The sequence below is a fragment of the Legionella resiliens genome (genome assembly GCF_021344005.1).
Lineage (GTDB): Bacteria > Pseudomonadota > Gammaproteobacteria > Legionellales > Legionellaceae > Legionella > Legionella resiliens.
Window position 1 is genome coordinate 410,250 of record NZ_JAJTND010000005.1, and the last position, 21,835, is coordinate 432,084.

A 21,835-nucleotide genomic window follows, 5' to 3' on the forward strand; every position below is an offset into this window, starting at 1 on the left:
CGAGTTTATCTTCTATTGGAAGAACTTGATGCTTTTAGCTGATCTGCATGAAATATTTTGCTAATATATACAAATAAATCATTTTTTATACACAATGATTCTATTCATTTTGGAGAAATCAATGACTAAAAAAATGCCAAAAAATTTTGGAAAGTCGATTGACTGGACTGTAACAACAGACAAAAAACAAATCAACTCACTGAATAAAAATACCCGAACAATTGCCGAGCAATTAGATGAGAATCCATTGCCAGAGAAAGACCAATTAAATCCAAAGAAAAAACAATAACATATCAACGAAAAAATAAAACTTGCATATTTTTTATAAAAATTTATCATAACTAATGCGATTTTTTATTGAAAAAGGATTTCAGATGATGATGTTATTTAGAAAATTTGCTACTTCTTCTTTCCCTAGAACCGTTAAGCCCTCTTCTGCTCCCAGCCGTTTTTTCAAAAATATCGATTGGTCAATAGTCAAAAAAAGTGAGGCTGAAGCAGAATTAAATAAATCCGTTAAAACCATCGTGAAAGAGCTTGAAAATACCTCGTCAACGGATGCCCCAGGACCTGCTCCTAGATTTAAATAATTGTGATGCAGAGGATTCCTTCTGGAATCCTCCGCACCTTATTTTGTAGCTGCTGGTAATGAATGGTGAGATGTTAAACTCTCCAATACTTCAAAATGCTCGGGAGTATCCGATTTTAACTTCTCAAAATCTTCTTCGTTTTGAATATCAAGCGTACCATCCTGAACTGTAGCTACGACATTTTTCTCAAGGCTAGTAATTGAAGTTGAAGTAATTCCTTGGCGAACAAATGCAATTTTAGCCGATCCAAATTTACTCGGATCAATTACTCTTGTCATACTCGTCTCAATTGAAATATCTGCGCCTTCAAAAAGTTCATCTGCAGATGTGGCATTACTATTGAGTTGGCTTTGATTAATGAAGTCTACATATTGCAAAAGATTGATAACATAGATTGTATTGGTCTCACAATCTACTACTACAGCTGGCTTATTATCTTCTGCCTGCTCCAACTCTTGCCCTTTTCCTTTACTGAATTTTTTCTCAATCGCCAACTCGTTATTTACCACACTAATAATTACTTTTTTAGATTGGTTTTCTTGAATCACGAATGGAAAACGTTCACTAACACTACGGTAAGAATTCAATACATACTTAGGAGGTGTAATAAAATCATTATTTGAAATACCCCTCTGAATCACTCCATCCACTGCTTTCTCAGGTTTTCTTGTCGAAACGGTGATTAAATAAGTACCATTCTTTTCTAAGCCGATGTCAACCCATTTAGGCCAAACATTGCACATTTCTTTAAATACATTAGGCACTCGTTTGTGTTTATCCATACGACGTGTTAAGAACTCACCACTCATATTGTAAGTCACTACTGCTTCGTCGTGCGTCAATGTACCAATATGTTTTCTATGAGCTCCCTTTACACATTCGTCGTCATAAAAAATTGTGCGTTTTCTATCAACGGTAAGCAGAGCCAGCTCATCTAATGAATATCCTGTTTGCCGTTGTAATTGCAAAGCAAAACTCTCTGTTGTAATGGATTTACCACTTCCAGGCCCTCCAGCCATCAAAACAGTGAAACGGTCAGGATAACTTTTAGGTACTTCGGGGACACCAATAAATGTATTCGCTTCTATTGCTGAAACTAAAGGTAACGATTCATATTTAGCTTGTTTAATAAGAGTTTCGATTACGCGTTCTGAAAGAGCATATATTCGCGCATCTACCTCGCTTTTAAGTAGTTCATCTGATACATGAACCATAGCTAACTCGCTTAGCGTAGCATCAGATACATCAATTATTCCTTTTTCTCTCCGTTGTCTCAGCTCTGTTTTGAATTTATTAAAATGCTTATGAACCTGGGGATGCTGAACTTGCGTGCTTGTATCATGAAGGGTCTTATATACCCAATCAAAATATTTCTCTCGCTGAGTCAACATGCTTATTTGCGGAATCATTGGTAAAATATGTTGTTTGTGAAAATCACGGACAAAAACTCCAAAATCATTATTTTTAGGGGGAGTTTTTAACAATAAAGGAATTAAAGCTCCAGTTATTTGTAATGAGCGGCGAGGCGTTTCAAACAGTATTAAATCACCTACGGATTGGCCATTTTGACCTTTATGGCGTCCAAACCCTTTAACCTTCAATGACAGTTCATCTTTTTTTTGTACTGAATTTTTTAATGCAGTAAATTCAACAGAAGAATCTCTAAATACCTCTGGGAATGAGCCTTTCCCTGATTCAAGAACTGACTCGATATCACAAGAGCCTGCATTGAATTCCTTCCAATTGTATTGAGAATAAAAACGAACAATTCGTGTGTTGCCGCCTAGAGAGATAGTTCTATTGACTCCTTGAGATGTCAATCTATTTTTCGTATGTCTAACTGTTCTACTCCACATCGTTTAATTCCTATTTTAACGCATTACGTAATCTGGAGTGTATTTTACACATAACACATTAACTAAATATTAAGCATTCCGTTAATATATAAGTCCTTTCGGGGTAATCGCACTATTTTTAAACATAAAGATTTTTTTTTGAATATCTGCTGCTTCCGCCCCCAGACTTGTTCATAGGGCGCAGCGCAAAAAGTGATTGGATAGAGGACGCAATTGTATCGAACTGCAGGAACACCGGAGCTGAATCCCGCGCCTAAAGACTAAGTATTATGGTAACTATAACCATATTGCCCTGCATACCGTGCATAAAGAGACAGTACGTAGATTTTTATTAAAAACTTATTAACAAAAACTCACCATTTTATTTTATAGGTTTCCCCCTCCACTAACTGTTCAGAAGGTTTATCAATTTTCCTTGAAATTTCTTGATGTTTAATTAAATACCTAAGATCCTCATCAAGAAATGGCTTCTTTTTATCCAAACCTTCCTTTTCACCTTGCTTGCCAAGCAACTCTTTAAGCTTACTATCATAGACCCCTTTTAATACGGATAATACCTGTTCATGAGCCTTTGTTTCCTCAGATTTCCCTTTAAAGAAAGTTAAGCCTGACTGCGGTAAAAAATCCTTAGGTGTACGAATATCATTCGCTTTGATTTTTATATATAAATCATTCAATTGCGCCATGGCAATTAAAGGATCATCACTCAATCTTTTCATCAATCCTTTATTAAAGGTTTTAGGGTAATTGAATATGGAGTCAGAGCTAGCTTTCTCAAGAAATCTAGCCGCTGAAGAAATATTGGTATGAGCTCCCTCTTTCATCAATTTTACGCATAGGTGATAGTAGTTTTTCGACAAAGCAATATCTAATATTGTTTTTTTATTCACATCTTTTGTATTTAAATTTACTTTTTCTTTTATCAGAAAATCACTTAAATCCATAAACTTAATTTCATTTTCTTTTTTAAAGCGTGCAGAAAAACTTACACTATCCAGTGCCTGATGAAATGGATTTCTCCCTTCAATATTTCTCTGGTGAATCAAAGTGCGATCCCGGGACAGAATTTCCTGGACCACAGGCAAAGGACACCTACCCATAGCAGTATGTAACATGTTATTTCCTTCTACATCTTGGAAATCAATCTTTGCTCCCATGTCTAATAAAATTTGCGTGCATTTGAAATCTTGCAATGTAATCGTGGAATATATAGGAGGACGTCCATATTTATTTGGTTTATCAAGTACTTCTTTGTTTTTTTCAGCGATTATCTTTACCAAAGCTTCTCTAGGCTCTGGACCTGTAAAAAAAACATAATGCATAGGAGAATGCCCACTCGCATCAGTTAAATTTGTATCAGCACCTTTTTTTAATAAATACTTGACTAAATTTATATTTCCACTACCAACAGCTAACATTAATGGAGTTGCATTATCTTTATTTAATGGAGTATTAATATCCATTCCTGCCTGCAAAAACTTTCCGACAAGGCTTCTGCTTCCCAAACCAATAGCAAGTCTCAAAACATCTTGATTTAAAAGAAGTTTTTCATTCTTGCTAATAATTTTTTTAAATGTTTCAATATCTTTTCGAGCCGATACTGTATCAAGAAGCTCTTTACTAATCTCTGCACCAGCATCTAACAATATCTCAAATGTTTCTAATTTACGATTTTTATACGCTAAAGTTATAGGAGACATGCCTCTTTTGTCGGGTTCATTTATCTGAACAACACCTGTGGATATTAAGCCAGTAATTAACTCTGGATTTCCATGCTCAGCAGCATAATGGAACGCTGTTTTGCCTTGATTGTCTTGAACGTTTAATAGTTTAAGCGCGTCTTCTTGTTGCGATAAAGTTTTTAATATTTTCGACATTATTTCTATATTTCCAGATTCCGCAGCGTAATGAAGAACTGTTTTGCCATCGTAATCCGGGATTGATAAATCTGCCTTTTGCCCAATAAGCTCATCAACCATTGCACTATTGCACATCATGACCGCTAAATGCATAGGAGTTTTACCTACATAAAGCGGAGGAGCACCTTGCTTTATGCGTTTATTAATTTGAGACTCATTCATGGATACAAGTTCTTTTATATCACTAGGATCACTAAGATAAACTGCTCCTCGATGCAGTGGATATAGAGCAGCTAATGAGGCGAGACAATCTTTGGTATCCCTTTGAAGGGTTTCAATATCGGAGTGTAAAAAACTATTCCCACGAATTTTCGTATAAGCAGGGCTATCCAGCATCTTCATAAATTGATCTCTATCTTCTAAGCTGGAAGAATACCCGTACAAGGAAATATCTTTTTTGCTTCTTTCAATAACCTCTACTGTATTAAAAATTGCTTCCTTAATCACCACGACTAATTCATCAGCACTATATAAATCAAAAACATTAGGCTCGTAGAATGTTGCAGGCGGCAAACCTTGCTGCATTAAAAGAATATTTAATAAATTATTTACGAAAGTTCTGCCATTAGCATCTCTAAAAGGATGTAATACTTCATAATATCGAATGTGCTTGGCAATCACTTGAAGTTTTTCATCAATGGTATGGGCGGCTTTAATTTCTTTGTTATAAGATCGAGTGATGGCTTCCAGGAACCCATCAACATTTTTTTGCACTGCGAGATAAAAATGAGTCGTATTGCTATGGCCATCTTCAGACATGTCTTTATATATTTTTTTAGCAAGCTCAGGTATTTGTTCAGGAGACAAATCTTTAAAATAGTTTTTATCGAACTTTGGGTAACCTAGTGGTCCAAGTTGTCCAGGACCAAACTCTGCTTCACCTTCTAAAAGGAAAAATAAACCTAGAAATTCTTCGATGCCTTTAATTGATGCACGGCTTGCAGGAATACCAAATGACACAGGTTCATCCGTTCTAATTTCACCTGGGTTTTTGTCCTGTAACTCTTCTACTTTTTTCCCGCATTTTTTATGTATTTCCTTTATTAAATCAACACTTAATTCAAAACCCTCTCCTGCCGTATCAACTTGTAAAGCAATGGAGCATAAACTTTCTAGAGCAGCGTTGAGAGAACCGCGTTCTCTTGACTCATAACCCTGCCAACCATTTTCTTTTGACCAAAAACGCCCATCAACAAATAATCTCCATATTTCCTCAGGTGGATACGCTTTTAGATAAAACAGCCCAGGTAGATTAGCCATAAAATTACTCAAAAAAAGCAATCTTATTTATAATAATAGACCAGGGTGGCTCAAATTGACTCAATATATCAATATTTTGTGTTACGCTAATTTGAGGTTATAATATCCGCAAAAATTTATAATTTTTTAAAAAATCTCAATATATGAATTGATTTCGTGGAACAATGATTTAGATGTACAGAAAAAATAGTTCTTTTAATGAAATTTAAAACTTTGCAAAACAAAATATGGGAAAAATTCTGTTAAAATAGCAACCAGCTTATATCCAAGATAGTTTTCATGGGCATAAAAAGCCGCCCCGTTCTGATTTTTTAGAGTAATACAATGAGAAATAAAATCATCACAAATAAAAAAGTTATTTTTTCACGAGCCATTGCAAAAGACTCCGCCAATGAATTGGAGAATTTTTTATCAACACGATTTTATTCTGTGAATCAAAGTCATAACTGCGCCATTGTTATTGGTTCAAGCCTCGCTCATCAAGATCAAGATATGGAACAGGATATGATACTTGATAGTTCTGGAGCATTAGCCACTACAGATAAAGTGGGCACAATTAATGGTGCTCGCGTTGCAGTCACCGACGGCTTAGGCGGAGGAGCTGGTGATCAACAAGAAGATGAAATGATACACGAAATATCCCAAGCGAGTTGTGAAGCATTTTTGGATTGTGATGAAAATATAGATGCAACACTCGACTTAATTAGCCAAGCAACTGCATCAAGAAAAAATAGTGATGGAAAAGGAACGTATGATGCACATGCATCTATAGCAGCTTTTATCTATAAATACCAACAAGGAGAGCGATATTCTGGAGAGTTTGCAAATATCGGCGATGGATTAATTATTGTATTAGATAAACACTATAAGATAAAAAACACTCTTTGTGCCCGGCATATTTATCGAGGATTTGGTACATGGACTCCCTCATCCCTGCAAACACTTACTTCAACTTCCAATAGAGATAATGTACTTGTCAGACAAACACTCGAACTTGCTGAGGGCGATATTATCGTTTCAATGACCGATGGGATCTGGGGAGAATTAGCATCTGATTTGATTTCGCAAACAAAAGATCATCGAGATATCGATATTGATCGAAAATCATTTGAAACGCTTTTGGAGGGATTCAATGGTGTTCCCTACCCATCTTCATTCGATATAGCTCGAAGGATTACGAATCAGGCGATATCTCAAAGTTTAAAGCGCAGGAAGACATTAGTAACATTAATTCAAGAAATAGAAGAACAAGACTTTCAGGAAAAAGCTATAAAAACGGTTAATGATGCATTAGCTTATTTGGTTAAAATAGGCCATCATAAAACAGCAAAGACTTTAAAGGCGGTTCTTTTTGAACAAGCCATGAATGATGGGATCACTTATTTTGAGAACATGGAAATCCCACTTGATGTAGTGATGCATGATTTAAAAAGTCGTACCGTCGGAGATTGTTCGACAATCAATGTCACCAGAATCCCTTATCATTTAGATGAACTCATACGTTGTTTTATAAGGTATCCTGAAAAATGCCGAGTTTTATCACCGCAATTTGAAGTAACGATCAAATCCGAAGCTGATTTAGAGCAGGCATTTAAGCGTCTGTCCCTTGAGGTAATACAATCTGAAGTTGAATCAGGCCTTTCTAAAGTACATTTTGCACCTGCATTTAAAAAAGAAACTCTTAATAAAACCCAGACAGTACTAACCCATTTTTTCCGCATAACGACTCATTTAGACAGTAAAAAGAGCTATCAAAAATGGCTAAGTAATCTAAGTGCTTATATAACCCAAGAATCGTCACTGGAAAAAGAAGATATTAAATTATTATTATCCATGCTAGAGGATAAGATTAAGCCTAAAAAAGGATTCTTCCAGACATTCTTGGGAGAAAATCAAAGCAAATTATATAAGGCATTTCAGAAACAAATCGAATTACAATTTTTAGACAGTGAAAGAACAAGTGATTTTACGCTGCATTGATACAGCATAATAATTTCATAGATACCCAATCATATGCATACAGGAAAGCGCGGCGGATTTATTAATAAAAAATCAGTTTATTAATATCAAAATGAATGATTTCAAATTAGTATCCGCTGAAATTAAAAGCACTCAAATTAATTTAGAATCCTATCAAGAATTATTTCAAAAAATTAATCGTAATCCATTAAAGCCCATTCGTCGGCTTGGAATTGGTGTTCATTTTGATCACCCTTCAACCGAGGCGAGTTATTAAGTCGCTGCATAAATAGCTCGAATTATTTTAGATTAAGATGGAAATCTTCGACCACATCACGAGGGGAAAATCCATCTCTATATTTAAAATGTTCACAAATATGGGTAACAATAATATAAGTGGACTGTTTGCTTTTTTTTAAAATCCAAGTATGACTTAAATCCGCGATCAGTTGTTGGCTGTAGGCAGCAGGAGATTGCCAAATTTTTGCAAACCAAACCCCTTTAGTACTCAGCGTGATATGATCGCTTTGGGTTTCACTTTTAATAAGCTCACATTCAAACTTTTGATCGAAATAAATGAGTTTACCTATTTGATGATCAGCAAAGCCAGCAATGCCTTTAAAAACTATATCGCTACCGCGCAGAGTAATAATTAACTTTTCTGGATCAACGATTGGTAAAAAATCGGATATGGGCGCTCGTGATGCATTCAAATGATTAAATTGTTCAACCACTTTTAACGCATCTTTTTCATTATGTGTGATTTCATTCATAAATTGGTCCACTCGTTGAGTATTATAGCTTGGGCGAGATTGAGAAATTTTATTAAAATCCAGAAATCCCAGACTCTAACGCGCTGCCCAAGCGATGTTTTTAAAAGGCTCCATTCTTATACAAGATAAGTAAGATTGAATAAAACACCATTTGTATAAAGATGGTTTTGTTCCAAACCATTTCCCATTGTTTGACCTGATGCACGACCCAATTTACTTTTACCCCAATCTGCAAACTCATATCCCAAACCCACTTGCCAATTTTGATTCAATACTTTTTGTATTCCTGCACTCACAGTGTAGGTCAATGTTGTTTGGGTATGTGACGTAAAATCAGGATTCGGTAAGGCCTCAAAAATCTTTGGTGTATTGCTAAAAGAATGCGCATCGTTAAAACCTACACCAACACTGCTACTCACCCAAGGCATTACTATAAATCCCCAATTTGCCAATAATTTCCCCTTTAATGCTATATGAGTGTGTTGGATTTTGTAATTGTAGGTATAGTTGTCAAATTCTGGGCTGGCATCATCCCAAATGTCTCCTGAAAAATTGGCATTAGTGGTCGCTGCAACCGCCACACCTAACTGCCCCAAGAATGTAGCGGTTAATGATCGTTGCAAACCCAAAAACACCTCAAAATCCGCAAGTGTATTTGTTGAGTTATTCTCAGTATAAGTTTTTTCAATCCCAGGGGCTAAAAAGAACGTCTGGGCATCACCCTCACTTTGCCATACCGGACCAATACTTAATGCTGCGACATAATTGAAGTGCGGGACCGCTTCACCCATGACGCCCGCTATTACACTGCTATTGCTTAAAACGCTTGCCAATATTACCAATAAATAGGGCTGTTTCCTCATTCAAACTCCTGCATCAAGCCAATTAATATAATTATTCTTTAGGGAATAATACAGGTATTAATTGTTACACCACCGGGAATGTTTCCTGGATTATATAGTGCAACATTATTATCTATATTCGCTTTGTTACTTAAAAATTGATTCGAAGACAAACATACATGAGCCAGACTCATATTAATTGGAGTACCTGCTGTACCTCCCACTAATATCGCGCCTCCTCTGTTATCTTCTCCTAATGGATTTTTTAGTGCCATATTCTTTTTAAAAATATTACCGAAAATCTTGGCCTCTCCAAAAAGTCCAACAGCAATTGCCCCTCCTCCTGGTGCCATAGTAGTTACTGAGGAACTTCCTCCACTAAAAAAATTGGCTACAGAGTTAAAGAAAAATAGAGGTGAATGAATACCAACAGGAACTCCCTCAATCGTGTTGTGGACAAAAGTGTTATTGGAGATTTGTGCCTGCGACCGTTGAAGGGAAGCAAATACTGCATTCCCATAGTTATTTACAAAAATGCCCCCACCTTCCAATTGTGCTTTATTATCCACGAAAGTAGATTTTGTGATTGTTGTAGGTATTGAGTCCACATACATTGCTCCACCAACACCCCCACTATTGTTGGTAAATTCAGAGTTAATGATCGTGGCTTGTGAACCTGGGTTAGGAAGTATTCCAAAAACATTAATAGCACCTCCCCCAAATGCTGCACCAACATTCTTGATAAACTTTGAGTTTTCAACGTTTAAAAAATGAGGCATGCCATTATTAAAGGGGGTATGGAAAAAAATTGCCCCGCCGCCAAACCCTGTACGGATAGTTTGATTTTGCGTAAACGTTGAATTGGATACAGATAAATTGGTATTAATCATCCCAAGAGCGCCGCCGCTTGCATCTGGAACAGGACCATTCAGAACATTGCTCTTAAAATCGCTTGAAAAAATCGTGGTACCCCCTGCATCTTTACTACGAATTGCTCCACCATTACGAAAGGCAACATTTTGTTCAAATTGACTTGAAGCAATAATATAGGCAGCGCCAATTAGATTCTCCAAAGCCCCTCCGCTTCCTCCTGGAAATGTGGCAAAGTTATTCATAAATTTGGAGTTTTTTATAGTAATTACAGTATTTGTATCTATTGCTGCTACAGCTCCTCCACCTGAAGCTAATGCAAGGAGCTCCCCATCAAGAATTTCGGTCACTGTAGCATTGAAACCATCACTTATATTTTGCTCAAAGAGCATATGGCTGAGCTCAATCGTAGAACCATAGCGTGCTAAAAGACCACCGCCCGCAGCATGTTCATACTCCAAACTCTCGAGAACATTGTCAACACCTAAAACGCCACTGTCTGGGCCTACTGCATACCCCCCTCTTACGATCAGGCTATCGAGCGTGATATTTTTAACACCTGTGCCTGGAGGGACATCACTTCCGGCTGTAAGCACATGCCAAACCCGATCATCGTTACTATTAACTACATAGGGAGTCAGACAGGTTGAAGTCATGTCCCCACATAAGATAGTGGGATGAAGTTGTCCATTTCTTTGTTCACGACGAGTTTCCGTCCCAGAGAATCCCCCATATATGGCTGTATTACTTGGTAAGTTAAACGTTCTTAACTTAGGGGTATTCACCCCATAAGCCCCGCCAATAATTCCTTGTGGAGCATATACTCGAGAAGGTTTATAGACCCCATTTGCTACCCAGATTTCAACAAAATCCGGGTCAGCGTCGGCAGCTTCTAGTGCAGAATCTAAATTATTAAACGCATTTGCCCAACTCATTCCATTACCGTTTGTCGGTCTACTGCCGTTAACATAAAATCGTGTTGTTTCTCCTTTAATGATACTCAGGCTGTTTATGGCGCTTGGTTGATAACACTGCAAGGGATTGCCTTGGTTGCAAACCATAGGACCTCCTGATACATCGCCCAATAATTCGCGGCCAATCACTTCCAAGGTTAAAGTACAGGATTGTTTATACCCTAATAAAAATGGATTGTTGCAATTTCCTTCCCCTGATACCACTTGATTGATGCCGATAATAGGGTTCATAACCAGAGTCTGTGTTTTTTTCGATTGATTGGTTACGATGTATTTCACTGTAGCAGTTCCTGTTGAACTCACAGAGACCTTAGGTGGAAAATTTGCATCGGGCATAAAAGTCCATAAAGGGCTACCAGCCTGCGCTGCAGTGATAAAACAAAAAGTATATAAACCAAAGCCTAATTGAGGCATTAAATGAGAAAATTTCATGGCGGCGCATCCCTACGAACTAATGTGAAATTAAAAAAATTAAGACTTAGGAAGGTTTTTAAAAATTGGCATACAGCACTCCAGCATAAGTTTTTAACTTCTCATCTCAATATTTAAAATTTGCAGCCGATTTCAGAGTTATGAGCCTCAGCTTTTGACACTCTAGGAACTGCACTAACCGTAGCATCTAAACATAAAATGGTGTAAATATCAATAAATGAACTTTTGAGCGCTTACCAAAAATATTTAGAAGGTTTTTCTTTTTTTTCAACAGCTTATGTTCGGAATAGAAAACCCGAATTATGACGTAGTTCATTCGGGTTCCCTGCTATTTTCTTATGGAAAAATGAAGACTTTTTGCAAAGTGCAAACGCTTATTTGATGATGTGTTACATCTTATTGGCGATGTCTAGAATCATATAAGCACCCGCCGTAGACAATGATTTATGTAATAACCGACAGTTAAATCCTTTAAAAAAGCTGCTAATTCCATGATTCGTATATATACCTGATGCAATTTCTCTTATTGTTGGCTTCAATTCATCAGTACAAGCCTGTTGTCGGCTTTTTATTACATCAAGTGGGGTAGTTGCAAAAACAACTGGGACTGAAGCAGCAGTTGCCCACAGAATCGTTGATAAAAAAGTTTGTTTTTCCCGTTTGGTTTTAATTGCATGATATGTCATGAATAAATAGAGCCAACTAGGGAATGCTTTTCCCAGAGTCGCTGTACTACCAACAAAAAAGCCTGGAACCCCTCTTTGTTGATAAATAGTTTGTATGGCTTGAACAGGTTTTATGGGCTTATCCTGACTTGCTATTGCTCTCATTTGAACTGTTTTAATATTTTCAAGCGGGCTAAGTACCAAAGTATCAAAAGTTGCGGCAGTTGTTGCTTTGAGGAAACTGCCGAACCCCAGAGGAAACTGGTATTTATCAATTTCTTTTGGCATGTAGGTAATCAACAAAGGCCTGTATATTATTTTACTTTGTTGCCGAATAATACATGACATGAGTCCTGTAGATAAATGGCTGAAATTCGCGCCTAAGAAATGTTTTGTGACAGAATAAGAACTTTGGTAAAGATTTGTTTGAATTGCTACCTTAAGTCGTTCTGCCGGATGCCCTATTAAAGTAGTGAGCCCTGTATAACTGACACTAAATGCATAAGCATCCCAAAGCGTCTTTTTCTCTTTTTTTTCTTGACTCATAAAATATACCCTTCTTCGCAATAAAACGCGCGAATACTACCATGATGCCTGTTTTTAAGACACTGTGTTTTTTATACGAAACAATTTGAAATTGAGTGTTCTTATCACGGAAAGAAAACAGAAATTCTGAATTAGAAGTTATATAAATCCCCACTGGCTTTTATTTATCTTACTCATGATTTATGTAGCAAATTTGAATGGCATTAATTAGTATTGTGTCTCTTGCTTTAAAATAAAATGAATTAGAAAAGCTGCGCTGTATTACCTAGAAATGAGTATGATGACGTAAATTGCTTATGTATCAATGACACCACATCCCCATTTTAAATAGCATTTCTTATTGTTGAATTTATTATTACTAAAAGGGAACATTAGAGTGAAAATGAATCAATTCCAATTAGCATGCACTTTATTTTTAATGATGAGCCAGACCTTTGCGGGCAATCCTGTTCTTCATTTTTTGGATAAACCTTTCCCAACAAAGAGCTCCACCTTAGGAGGGAGTGTCACTTCTACATATACTTTTACCAATAATCTCCCTTTTACTTTTAAAAAACCATTTCAGGTAATTCCGATATTGTGCCCGTCTCCTAATCAAGAATGTACAGCTACTGGAGTAGAATTTAAATACAACGATCAATGTACAGGGAAACAATTGCAGCCTAAGGAAAGCTGTACTTATAGTATTACCTTAACTCCCAACAGCATTGGCCGAAAAACGATTTTAGTGGCTTACAGCGGATATGATAATAACGTAGTTCACGTGCAACCTGCATTAACCACAATTGCAACAACAGCCCCGGCGGGTATTTTAGGTACAACCAATTTTCCTTCAGCCCAACCTTTGCCCCGTCAAACATTTGCAAATACAAACTATACAGTAGTTTTTACGTTCACAAATTACGATGCCTCAACGGCCAGCTTTATACAAAATATTACACAAAACAATAATCCGCTCCATCCCAATTTAGTCATCACATACAACAGCTGCATCCCCTCTGGAACAACGGGAACATTAGCAAGCGGCGCTCAATGCAGTATTGTCGGTATATTCAATTCACCCACTCATGGAACGGTTACCCTCGCCGCTGAATTGATTGGCAACCTAAGTTCCAATAAACTCATTACATCGACCACAATACAATCCGTTTCATTCAATCAGCTGATTGGTGTTGATTATAATCCCAATCATTATACCAATAACTACCCATTCAATTTTCATGATGTTTTCTATACGGGCACACCTAACAATTCCGCTGCCACTAATGTTTATGCAGAACTTCAACAATTGCAGGACGCTGGTTTTACAACAGTTCGCTCCTATCAAACCGAACCCTATAGTTGGATAGATATTATTAAGCAAGCTAACGCTTTGGGGATGAAAGTTATTTATGAGGCAGTGATTCCTCAACTACCCAATGACGCTATGTATCCTGGATGTCCATTAGGTGCCCAAGATTATATTCCATGCGCTCAAGCTACATTAACTGCTGTGATTCAGGCAGTTACCCCTGCAGTGTTTAATAACACCGTCATACTAGTTTTTGCGGGTCATGAAAATTACTGCAACGCAGGCAATATGATTCCTCCATGCACAGGTACCTCAAATGTTACTTATCTAACAAGTGCAGTATCTGCTTTAAAAGCCACCCTCACTGCACAGGGTTTAACAACTCCTGTAAGCTCTGCAGTCCTTAGTGGCAGTTTTGTCACCCCAAGCCCGGCAATTTCTACCGATATGCAAACATTAATTAATTCTTATTCTTCGACAGCCCCCCTGGCCTTTGATCCGTATCCCTTTCAATTTGGCGTAGCTCCAGCAAAAGCAGCTGTATGGATGCCTCCGTTAAACACAACAGTTCAACAGACCAATTCACTCGCATGGGATTACATAAAGGTTGTAGGTTCAACAACGCCACCTGCTTTACCCATGGCAAACCAACAACCTTTTTATACACCAGGACGTGTTCTCTTGACAGCAGAAACAGGTTGGGCAACAGCAGGAACTACTACTGGATATGCATGTAATTCCCCTGGCCCCTGTGCACCATCTGTGGCAAATGCTACTGCTTATTTCCAAACTCTTTATCAATTGAATACAAGTAACTTTGTAAAAAAATCAGGATATAATATAGGAGTTCTCGCCTTCGAGGCTTACGATGAGCCCGCAAAAGGTGGTCCTACAGCAGAACAAAATTATGGTCTTTTTAACTCAAATTGTGTTCAAAAAAGCGCGGGTATTGTTCCTAACAATACGACGGTATCTGCAAAGGGATGTCAAGGATTTACCAATGGTACACTATTAACCCTATTTGGTACGACTCCCCCGACCCAACCATCATTTAGGGTGCACATTACTTATCCATCGGGGCAACATCCAACAATTGATGTGACGATACCTGCTAATTCTGGAGTCGCTCCTAATATAAGTACGATAACACCATGGCCACAATTTTTAATTTATCAAGGTGCCCGAATTACTGTGGCTTCGACTACAAGTACTCAAACCTGTACAACTACTGCCGTAGAAGTTACAGCATCCCCTTCTTCAATTACTTTCGGACCAGTGACCTGTACTAATCCCCCTCCCAGAAGCATGGGATGCTTCGGTCTGGGATGTCAATTATCTAATCCTTTTTAGATTGGAGATTTGAACCTTAGATCCCGACTGTAAGCTAAGCAGAAAGTGGATATGGTGATTCCTGCGAAGGCAGGAATCCATCCATGAAGCATTGCCAATATAAAAAGGATCCCCCCCCCCCTATGCGGGGAGGACAGGCTTACTTGCTCACGTTGCGTTGATCTTACGCAGATACATAAAAAAATGGGGATCCCGGTAGTTTGCAGCCCGGAATAGACCTTAATTTGAGCCAAGTAACTTAAATAGTGCACTTACAACGTCTCTCGGCTTGTCGCGGAAGTAGTAACAAAAGATAATGAAATGCCGATCCTTCATATTTCTTAAGTACCTTAAGTTATAAATGCTATGAACAGACGATACAGAAGATTTAATTTGCATCATCTTCTAATTAGTTTATTGATCGCCAGAAGAGAAAATTAATAAACATTATGGATTAAAACTTGACAACATAGCATGTGCATCTGTAAACTTATGCGCACATTGATTAATATCAGAACACAAATAAGCGAGATAAACCATGCAATCAAAATTTTTTAATAGCGCATCCATTCCAAAAACCAGCCAAGAAGCGTTTCGTATATTAACCAAAACTGATGATTTGGAAGATATTCAAAATATTTTATTTCACTTTAAGCAATTGGTTGATATTAAAAAAAGTAGGCTTACTTCTCATGGTCGTCAAGATTCAAAAATACCTAACAATCAGAAATTTATTGAAAATATGGAAACACTCTTTCAGAAACTGCAGAACGCAGTAGCGGATGGAAAGCCCTACCAATCTTTATTTGGTGATGTGTGCAAGTTAAAAGAGGATTTGCAAGTAATTTTAGGATATTATCAATCTCAGATCCGCCATAATCAGCCCATTGTGAAAAGCTATCTAAAACAGGCAAACAGTAAGGATAGTGCGGTTAGAACATTAGCAACAGAAATTGAATCTCATGAAAAATCGTTACTTGATGAAGAGGATTCAAGCATCTTAGCCAAGTACACAATTAATTTTAGTGCTACCGATATTATGCGGAAAGATATCGAAATGATTAGCGACATCGTTCTGAGACCCTACTTAGCTGATCATAGTAATGAACCTGGATTTTCCTATATCTAGCACTATCTTAGTAAAAAAGTACCAAAATATTTGGTACTTTTACTCTCGTCGCCTACTCTATTATATAAAGAAATGATTATTGACACGTTGCTAACGCAAAAAGAGTAAGGTGTATGTTCAATGAATAAAAAAAGTTTGAGATTTCTTCTTTGTCTGACGATTTTTCTTCCTTTGAAATGGGTCAATGCAACTCCAGAAATAATAAAACAAAAAATTGATAATACAGTCTCTGTCTTTATGCAGAAAAACAATGTTCCTGGATTAGCATTAGCAGTACTCAAAGATGGCCAACCGATTCTCATAAAGGGATATGGTTATGCCAATATTGAAACAAAAGACCCTGTAAATTCACAAACCCTATTTGGTATTGGCTCCGTATCTAAAGTCATCACTGCTTTTGCACTCATGACGTTAGTCCAGGAAGGAAAAGTAAATTTAAATAGTTCTGTATTGGACTACGTGCCCAAAGCACCGGAACAGTGGCAGAATGTTACCATTCAACAATTACTTTCACATTCAAGTGGTATTCCTCAACATCATGGGCCACATCTCCCTTGGATTAAAGTATGGGACGACTTAGCAAAAAAACCCATGCAATTTCCACCAGGATCTGCAATTACCTATAATAATTTCGCCTATAGCGTGTTAGGACGTGTTATTGAAAATGTGAGCCATCAAACATTAGGTGATTATTTATCAAATACCATTTTTGAGCCGTTGGGGATGAATCATACAGGTTTCCCTAAATCGCTCTTTCCTCCAAATTTGGCAACAGGCTATCAATCGAAAAAAGGTAAAGTAGCTCTTAACCCAAATCAAAACCCATGGAGTCAAATGTGGGGTTCGGGAGGAATCGTATCGAATATCAGTGATATGGCTAAATGGGATAACGCCATGTCTTCCGGGAAAATATTAGCACCAGCAGTCTATCGTCAAATGTGGACACCCGTCTTTTTAAACAATGGAGCGCTTGCAGGCAACAAAAACTGGGCATGGTCTTTAGGATGGCAAGTTTCTTCTATCAATGGTAAACGTCTTGCCTTCAAAAACGGTGCTATAAGAGGCTATAGCAGTTGGATAGAACGTCATATTGATGATCATGTGAGTATCATCATACTTACAAATACGAATCATGTGCCATTAAAACGACTGGCAAAGCGTATTTTCAATCAAATCATGGATGGCACAATAATATCAGTAAAAAAATTCCCTTCTTATACCGTAAATAAGTGATTTTCTAAACCTAGTTAACCTATTGCAAGTACTAATAAAAATCCTTTATTAAGTGCTCAAATAAAACTTTCTTCTCCATAATTTGGATAATGCAGTAGATATTTACTTCTTGATTAAAAAAATTGCGAAGTTACAATAATCTTTTTGTTTTTCGAGCAATGATTATGGGATTTTACTTTAATACCTTCAGACAACAACAAGGCGATAAGGCTTATAATGAACAAAGATATGAAGAAGCACTTATGCATTACTCAGAAGCGTTAAAAACTCTGAATTTGCATGCTGCTTCCAATAGTGTTCGACACAATGATTTTTACGATGCCTTGGTTTATGTACTTTCCGAAATTGTAACAACCAGACTTCAGCTAATCCGTCGTGAAGCTCAAGACTTGCACTTTGATGCCATTGCAAAATATTGGCAAGATATTCCCGGTTTACTGCAAGAAATGGAACTTACTTATAAAGAGCATCTTACCGGACTTACGCATTTTTTTAGCAATAAAGAGCAAGTGATTAAGAAAACTCATAAATTGCTCGCCGTCGTTTGTGAAGAAATAAGTGATGAATTAATGGATCAATTAGAAGATAAGGACGAAATAAATCTTAATTCGCAAGAAGTACGTTCACAAGCGATTGAATGGATGAATCGAGCCATTACCTTTCAGGTAAAAACAAAAGATAGTCCCAAGCTCTCAAGCAGTCTAGGCTATTTAAATTTACTTGAGCAACAGTATAAAGAGACGGAAAGTGAGACCAGCCTTCACGTCATGTCTGAGTTCATAGGTAAATACAAGCTCTTGGAAATGCCTATTCAATCTCCCTTGCGTAAATTGGAGCTGCTAAGCTACGTAGCACGATTAGCGATTTTTAATCTTGAGGATATCAGCGAACTTGTTCATGAATGTAAAGCGCTCTATGACTTACTTTCTGAAGAAGAAAAGGAAAATCCCATTCTCGATGATCTGCAAAGTTTAGTTAATCTAATACCCCAGGAAGAAGAAGAGGAAAAAGAAGAAAATCAACTAACAGACATGGTGCTCACAGAAGAAACGCCTCCTTTTTCAAATTTAGATGAAAACGCAGATTATTCAAAAGAAGTTTCCGTTGCATCAGAAAAATTTAATTTCAGCACTGACCATCTCGATAGTTCGATGGAAGTTCAAAATCCCAGCTCTGAAACCACTCCACTTTTTATTCCCACACTTCCTTCAACAAGTCCATTTGAGACATCAGATCAGGTAATAACACCACAACCTTTGTCGATCCAGTCCAGTAGTCAGGGAAGTGCTCAAACTTCACAAAGTTTTTTTAATACCTCGTCTCAGACATCATCATCAGAAGAGTTTCACCCTTATAGCAAAGCCTTTCAATCAGCCCTGGACAAAATAATCTCTGACACATCCAATCCAAAATTTTTGGCAAATTTACTTTCTCTTATAGCCGATTTCTTCGGTAAATATAAAGCGGCTGGGATTCAAAAACAAAATGCTATTGTGTTAGCTTTTGATCTGTATCAACAAGTACTTAAAATAGATCCTACGCATAATAGAGCCTGTATCAAATTGCAGGAGTCGTCTATTCAACATCGCAGTTTGATTGGACCCTATAAATTTTTTAATGGGGCTCAAAACCATACAGCTGTTGCCACTCAAATATCGGCAGCAAAAGCTTGTTTTAAGCAGACACTCGAAGAATTAACCGTTCAGTTAGAAAGTCTACTAATGAATCAACCTGGCAAGATGCGGATAACAATAGATCTATTAATCTGCTTTATTGAAGAGCAATTAAGGAAAGGCGCGATTACCTTAACACCGAATCTTGAACTGGCAAAAATGCTTACGGACACTTTTGAGATTGAGCTTAAAAATTCAGCCTACCCAGGAGCTATCCTGGAAAAGTTTTAGCAGCTCCAAGTTCATATTTTGGAGTTTAACCCTTTGAAGAGCAATGGTACTATATATTATGGTTGTAGACTTTTACCTGATCTTTACCTGCCCGTTTCGCTGCATAAAGTGCATGGTCAGCAGCCTTTACAATCTCGTCGATAGTGGCACCATGTTTGGGTGCTTCTGCTACACCAATTGAGATGGTAATGTTATGCAATGGATTGCCTTTATAATAAATGGATATCGCTTTTATCTCTTCACGGAGTTCTTCCATTCTACTTACAGCATTGTTCAATGTCGCATTTAACAATACCACAACAAATTCCTCGCCACCGAAGCGAAAAGAAACGTCGCTTTCCCGGAAATTTTCCTTTAGTAATTTCCCTATCGATTTAAGAACTTCGTCTCCGGCTAAATGGCTGTAAGTATCATTAAATCTCTTGAAATCATCGATATCCAACATCGCCACGCATAATGTCTTTTTTTCCCGGGCAATTCGAATCAATTCCCGTGACAAAATATCATTTAAATAACGTCGATTATATAAATTAGTTAATGGATCATGTAATGACAACTCACTCAATGACACGCGCAGATTAATATTGGCAATTGCGAGCTTCACAATATTGCCAAATGAATTTGCCATATCTTGTTGGTGTTGCGTCAACTTTTTACTTTTTGACGCGAGCAAATGGATAACGCCTATTAATTCATTTTGGACCATGAGGGGCAACGCCATATTTCCACCTTGGGGTGGAGCCAGATAATGGGCACAAGGTACTGATTTATTGGGATCATCAACCACATTAGTAGTCGCCTCACGGATTGAAAAACAATCCATGGGGAAGAATGTTTTTGGCAGGAGCTGTTCCTTTCCCCACTGAACTACTGTTTCCATTTGTTTCATTCCCTGATTATAAATGGATAAGCCGCCGCTTAAGTCAGAAAATAAGTCTTGGGCAATTATGTTAATGCGTGGATAAGCCTCTTCTGCTGTGATGCAAATTTGCAGTGAACGGTTTAATTTATTTAATAAGCTTTCATCATGTTCAAGTAATTTTAACTCGTTCAAGGTTTCCATCGTTTTCTCATTCAGTTCTCGCATTTTTTCTTCATTCTGAACGCGATCACTCACATCTTTCATTTGGGTAATAAAATTAATCGGTTCCCCCTGCTCATTCCGGATCAGGGTCGCGCTGACCATTGCCCAGATAATACTGCCATCTTTTCGTACATAACGTTTTTCCATATGTGAAATACGCAATTTGCCCGAAAGGAGTTGTTTCATGGCATCTTGAGTCATAGGTACGTCATCAACATAAGTGATTTCCAGCATATTTTTATTACGCAACTCCTCATCAGTGTAGCCTAGGATCTCTTGTAGCGTACGATTGGCATGGATGCATATTCCTTCAGGTGAAACAATAGCCATGCCAATTGGTGCATTTTCAATAGTATTGCGAAAACTCTCTTCACTACGCCTTAAATCAGATAAAAGATTGGAGCTGTATATTTCCAGATAAACTGATTTCAGTAAAAATCGATTTACTTCTAGGGTGGCATAGATCACAATCGTAACGTAAAGTATTGTCGCAAAAAGCAAGGCAACCGAAAGCGAGGGTGCAATAGATACTGATAAAAAAATCAACATTATCCAAATGGGGATCATAAATGCGGCATAAGCGCTATAAATTGTTAATAACTTAGCTGCAGGCGCCGCAAGCAGACCAATAAGATAGACAAAAATTGCCATGCGATGAAGGGGATCGTCTATATAGAGGAACAATAATCCCCCTAAACTCCATAAAACACCTGATTGCAGGTTATTAACTATAAAATATTTCTTCCAAAAACCCAGGTGAATCAAGGTACCTTTTTTTTTATGACGATGATAATGAATTAAAAAAAGCCCTCTTAGTATGTGATTGAAAACAAACATCACGAGAACCCATATTATTAACAGAAGCTGGTTAGTAACTTGATTCCAAATCAGAATAGAGAAGAAGATCGTTGCAAAAAAATCAGCAATAATCATAACATAAAATTTTTTATATGACTCGCCTATCAGCTTGTTTTCTATTTGAGTGCTCGTCACGCCCGGAAAGTCCATTAAAAATTTCCTATTCTTATAAAGAATCGTCCTATTTATTAAAATAATAATAGTATTATATTGATCTTATTGCACAATTAAAGCTTACCACTATATTAAGTTACTTTGATATGCTCTGAGCAATCTTAGTTAAGATAAGTATCTATTTAATTTACAAAATAAAATTTTTAG

General features: G+C 37.3%; 15 protein-coding genes. 8 read left to right on the forward strand and 7 right to left on the reverse strand.

What is annotated here, in order from left to right; all coding sequences use genetic code 11:
* Positions 1 to 121 precede the first annotated feature (121 nt).
* Complete coding sequence (locus LXO92_RS14345) at positions 122 to 289, forward strand: hypothetical protein (protein ID WP_182350217.1); 168 nt, start codon at positions 122 to 124, stop codon at positions 287 to 289.
* An 85-nt stretch (positions 290 to 374) separates the two neighbouring features.
* The gene (locus LXO92_RS14350) at positions 375 to 590 is read left to right on the forward strand and encodes a hypothetical protein (RefSeq protein ID WP_232891208.1); all 216 of its coding nucleotides are present in this window, start codon (positions 375 to 377) and stop codon (positions 588 to 590) included.
* A 38-nt stretch (positions 591 to 628) separates the two neighbouring features.
* On the opposite strand, the gene LXO92_RS14355 is transcribed toward LXO92_RS14350, so the two are convergent.
* Both LXO92_RS14355 and ankX read right to left on the reverse strand, forming a co-directional pair.
* Entirely contained in the window at positions 629 to 2,446 is a 1,818-nt protein-coding gene (locus LXO92_RS14355; RefSeq protein ID WP_232891209.1) for a DEAD/DEAH box helicase family protein, read from the reverse strand.
* A 353-nt stretch (positions 2,447 to 2,799) separates the two neighbouring features.
* Positions 2,800 to 5,625 (reverse strand): Dot/Icm T4SS effector AnkN/AnkX/LegA8, encoded by a 2,826-nt coding sequence (gene ankX / locus LXO92_RS14360; protein WP_232891210.1) that lies wholly within the window; start codon positions 5,623 to 5,625, stop codon positions 2,800 to 2,802.
* Positions 5,626 to 5,949: 324 nt separating this feature from the next.
* On the opposite strand from ankX, the gene LXO92_RS14365 reads away from it, so the two are divergent.
* Both LXO92_RS14365 and LXO92_RS14370 read left to right on the forward strand, forming a co-directional pair.
* Positions 5,950 to 7,605 (forward strand): phosphocholine hydrolase Lem3, encoded by a 1,656-nt coding sequence (locus LXO92_RS14365; protein ID WP_232891211.1) that lies wholly within the window; start codon positions 5,950 to 5,952, stop codon positions 7,603 to 7,605.
* A 91-nt stretch (positions 7,606 to 7,696) separates the two neighbouring features.
* The gene (locus LXO92_RS14370) at positions 7,697 to 7,861 is read left to right on the forward strand and encodes a hypothetical protein (RefSeq protein WP_232891212.1); all 165 of its coding nucleotides are present in this window, start codon (positions 7,697 to 7,699) and stop codon (positions 7,859 to 7,861) included.
* Between the two features lie 22 nt (positions 7,862 to 7,883).
* Here LXO92_RS14370 and LXO92_RS14375 read toward each other — a convergent pair whose 3' ends face one another.
* The 4 genes from LXO92_RS14375 to LXO92_RS14390 all read right to left on the reverse strand — a co-directional run bounded on the left by LXO92_RS14375 (position 7,884) and on the right by LXO92_RS14390 (position 12,686).
* Complete coding sequence (locus LXO92_RS14375) at positions 7,884 to 8,357, reverse strand: hypothetical protein (protein ID WP_182350221.1); 474 nt, start codon at positions 8,355 to 8,357, stop codon at positions 7,884 to 7,886.
* A gap of 116 nt (positions 8,358 to 8,473) precedes the next feature.
* Complete coding sequence (locus tag LXO92_RS14380; protein WP_232891213.1) at positions 8,474 to 9,220, reverse strand: outer membrane protein; 747 nt, start codon at positions 9,218 to 9,220, stop codon at positions 8,474 to 8,476.
* 38 nt (positions 9,221 to 9,258) lie between these two features.
* Positions 9,259 to 11,475, reverse strand: a complete 2,217-nt coding sequence (locus LXO92_RS14385) for a hypothetical protein (protein WP_232891214.1) — start codon at positions 11,473 to 11,475, stop codon at positions 9,259 to 9,261.
* A 389-nt stretch (positions 11,476 to 11,864) separates the two neighbouring features.
* Complete coding sequence (locus tag LXO92_RS14390; RefSeq protein ID WP_232891215.1) at positions 11,865 to 12,686, reverse strand: MC/SLC25 family protein; 822 nt, start codon at positions 12,684 to 12,686, stop codon at positions 11,865 to 11,867.
* A 382-nt stretch (positions 12,687 to 13,068) separates the two neighbouring features.
* Here LXO92_RS14390 and LXO92_RS14395 point away from each other — a divergent pair, with 382 nt between their 5' ends.
* From LXO92_RS14395 to LXO92_RS14410, 4 genes are all read left to right on the forward strand, one after another.
* Complete coding sequence (locus LXO92_RS14395; RefSeq protein WP_182352854.1) at positions 13,069 to 15,327, forward strand: glycosyl hydrolase family 17 protein; 2,259 nt, start codon at positions 13,069 to 13,071, stop codon at positions 15,325 to 15,327.
* 517 nt (positions 15,328 to 15,844) lie between these two features.
* Positions 15,845 to 16,435, forward strand: a complete 591-nt coding sequence (locus LXO92_RS14400) for a hypothetical protein (RefSeq protein WP_182350225.1) — start codon at positions 15,845 to 15,847, stop codon at positions 16,433 to 16,435.
* Positions 16,436 to 16,555: 120 nt separating this feature from the next.
* Positions 16,556 to 17,668: a serine hydrolase domain-containing protein gene (locus tag LXO92_RS14405; RefSeq protein WP_182350226.1), complete on the forward strand. Its 1,113-nt coding sequence runs from the start codon at positions 16,556 to 16,558 to the stop codon at positions 17,666 to 17,668.
* 164 nt (positions 17,669 to 17,832) lie between these two features.
* Complete coding sequence (locus tag LXO92_RS14410; RefSeq protein ID WP_232891216.1) at positions 17,833 to 19,572, forward strand: hypothetical protein; 1,740 nt, start codon at positions 17,833 to 17,835, stop codon at positions 19,570 to 19,572.
* Between the two features lie 49 nt (positions 19,573 to 19,621).
* Here LXO92_RS14410 and LXO92_RS14415 read toward each other — a convergent pair whose 3' ends face one another.
* Positions 19,622 to 21,664, reverse strand: a complete 2,043-nt coding sequence (locus tag LXO92_RS14415) for a GGDEF domain-containing protein (protein ID WP_182350228.1) — start codon at positions 21,662 to 21,664, stop codon at positions 19,622 to 19,624.
* Positions 21,665 to 21,835: the final 171 nt, after the last annotated feature.

Coding starts and splice junctions, on each gene's coding strand:
- LXO92_RS14400 (WP_182350225.1), top strand. CDS start 15,845: ATGCAATCAAAATTTTTTAATAGCGCATCCATTCCAAAAACCAGCCAA.
- LXO92_RS14370 (WP_232891212.1), top strand. CDS start 7,697: ATGAATGATTTCAAATTAGTATCCGCTGAAATTAAAAGCACTCAAATT.
- ankX (WP_232891210.1), bottom strand. CDS start 5,625: ATGGCTAATCTACCTGGGCTGTTTTATCTAAAAGCGTATCCACCTGAG.
- LXO92_RS14405 (WP_182350226.1), top strand. CDS start 16,556: ATGAATAAAAAAAGTTTGAGATTTCTTCTTTGTCTGACGATTTTTCTT.
- LXO92_RS14415 (WP_182350228.1), bottom strand. CDS start 21,664: ATGGACTTTCCGGGCGTGACGAGCACTCAAATAGAAAACAAGCTGATA.
- LXO92_RS14355 (WP_232891209.1), bottom strand. CDS start 2,446: ATGTGGAGTAGAACAGTTAGACATACGAAAAATAGATTGACATCTCAA.
- LXO92_RS14395 (WP_182352854.1), top strand. CDS start 13,069: ATGAATCAATTCCAATTAGCATGCACTTTATTTTTAATGATGAGCCAG.
- LXO92_RS14375 (WP_182350221.1), bottom strand. CDS start 8,357: ATGAATGAAATCACACATAATGAAAAAGATGCGTTAAAAGTGGTTGAA.
- LXO92_RS14365 (WP_232891211.1), top strand. CDS start 5,950: ATGAGAAATAAAATCATCACAAATAAAAAAGTTATTTTTTCACGAGCC.
- LXO92_RS14410 (WP_232891216.1), top strand. CDS start 17,833: ATGGGATTTTACTTTAATACCTTCAGACAACAACAAGGCGATAAGGCT.
- LXO92_RS14350 (WP_232891208.1), top strand. CDS start 375: ATGATGATGTTATTTAGAAAATTTGCTACTTCTTCTTTCCCTAGAACC.
- LXO92_RS14380 (WP_232891213.1), bottom strand. CDS start 9,220: ATGAGGAAACAGCCCTATTTATTGGTAATATTGGCAAGCGTTTTAAGC.
- LXO92_RS14385 (WP_232891214.1), bottom strand. CDS start 11,475: ATGAAATTTTCTCATTTAATGCCTCAATTAGGCTTTGGTTTATATACT.
- LXO92_RS14345 (WP_182350217.1), top strand. CDS start 122: ATGACTAAAAAAATGCCAAAAAATTTTGGAAAGTCGATTGACTGGACT.
- LXO92_RS14390 (WP_232891215.1), bottom strand. CDS start 12,686: ATGAGTCAAGAAAAAAAAGAGAAAAAGACGCTTTGGGATGCTTATGCA.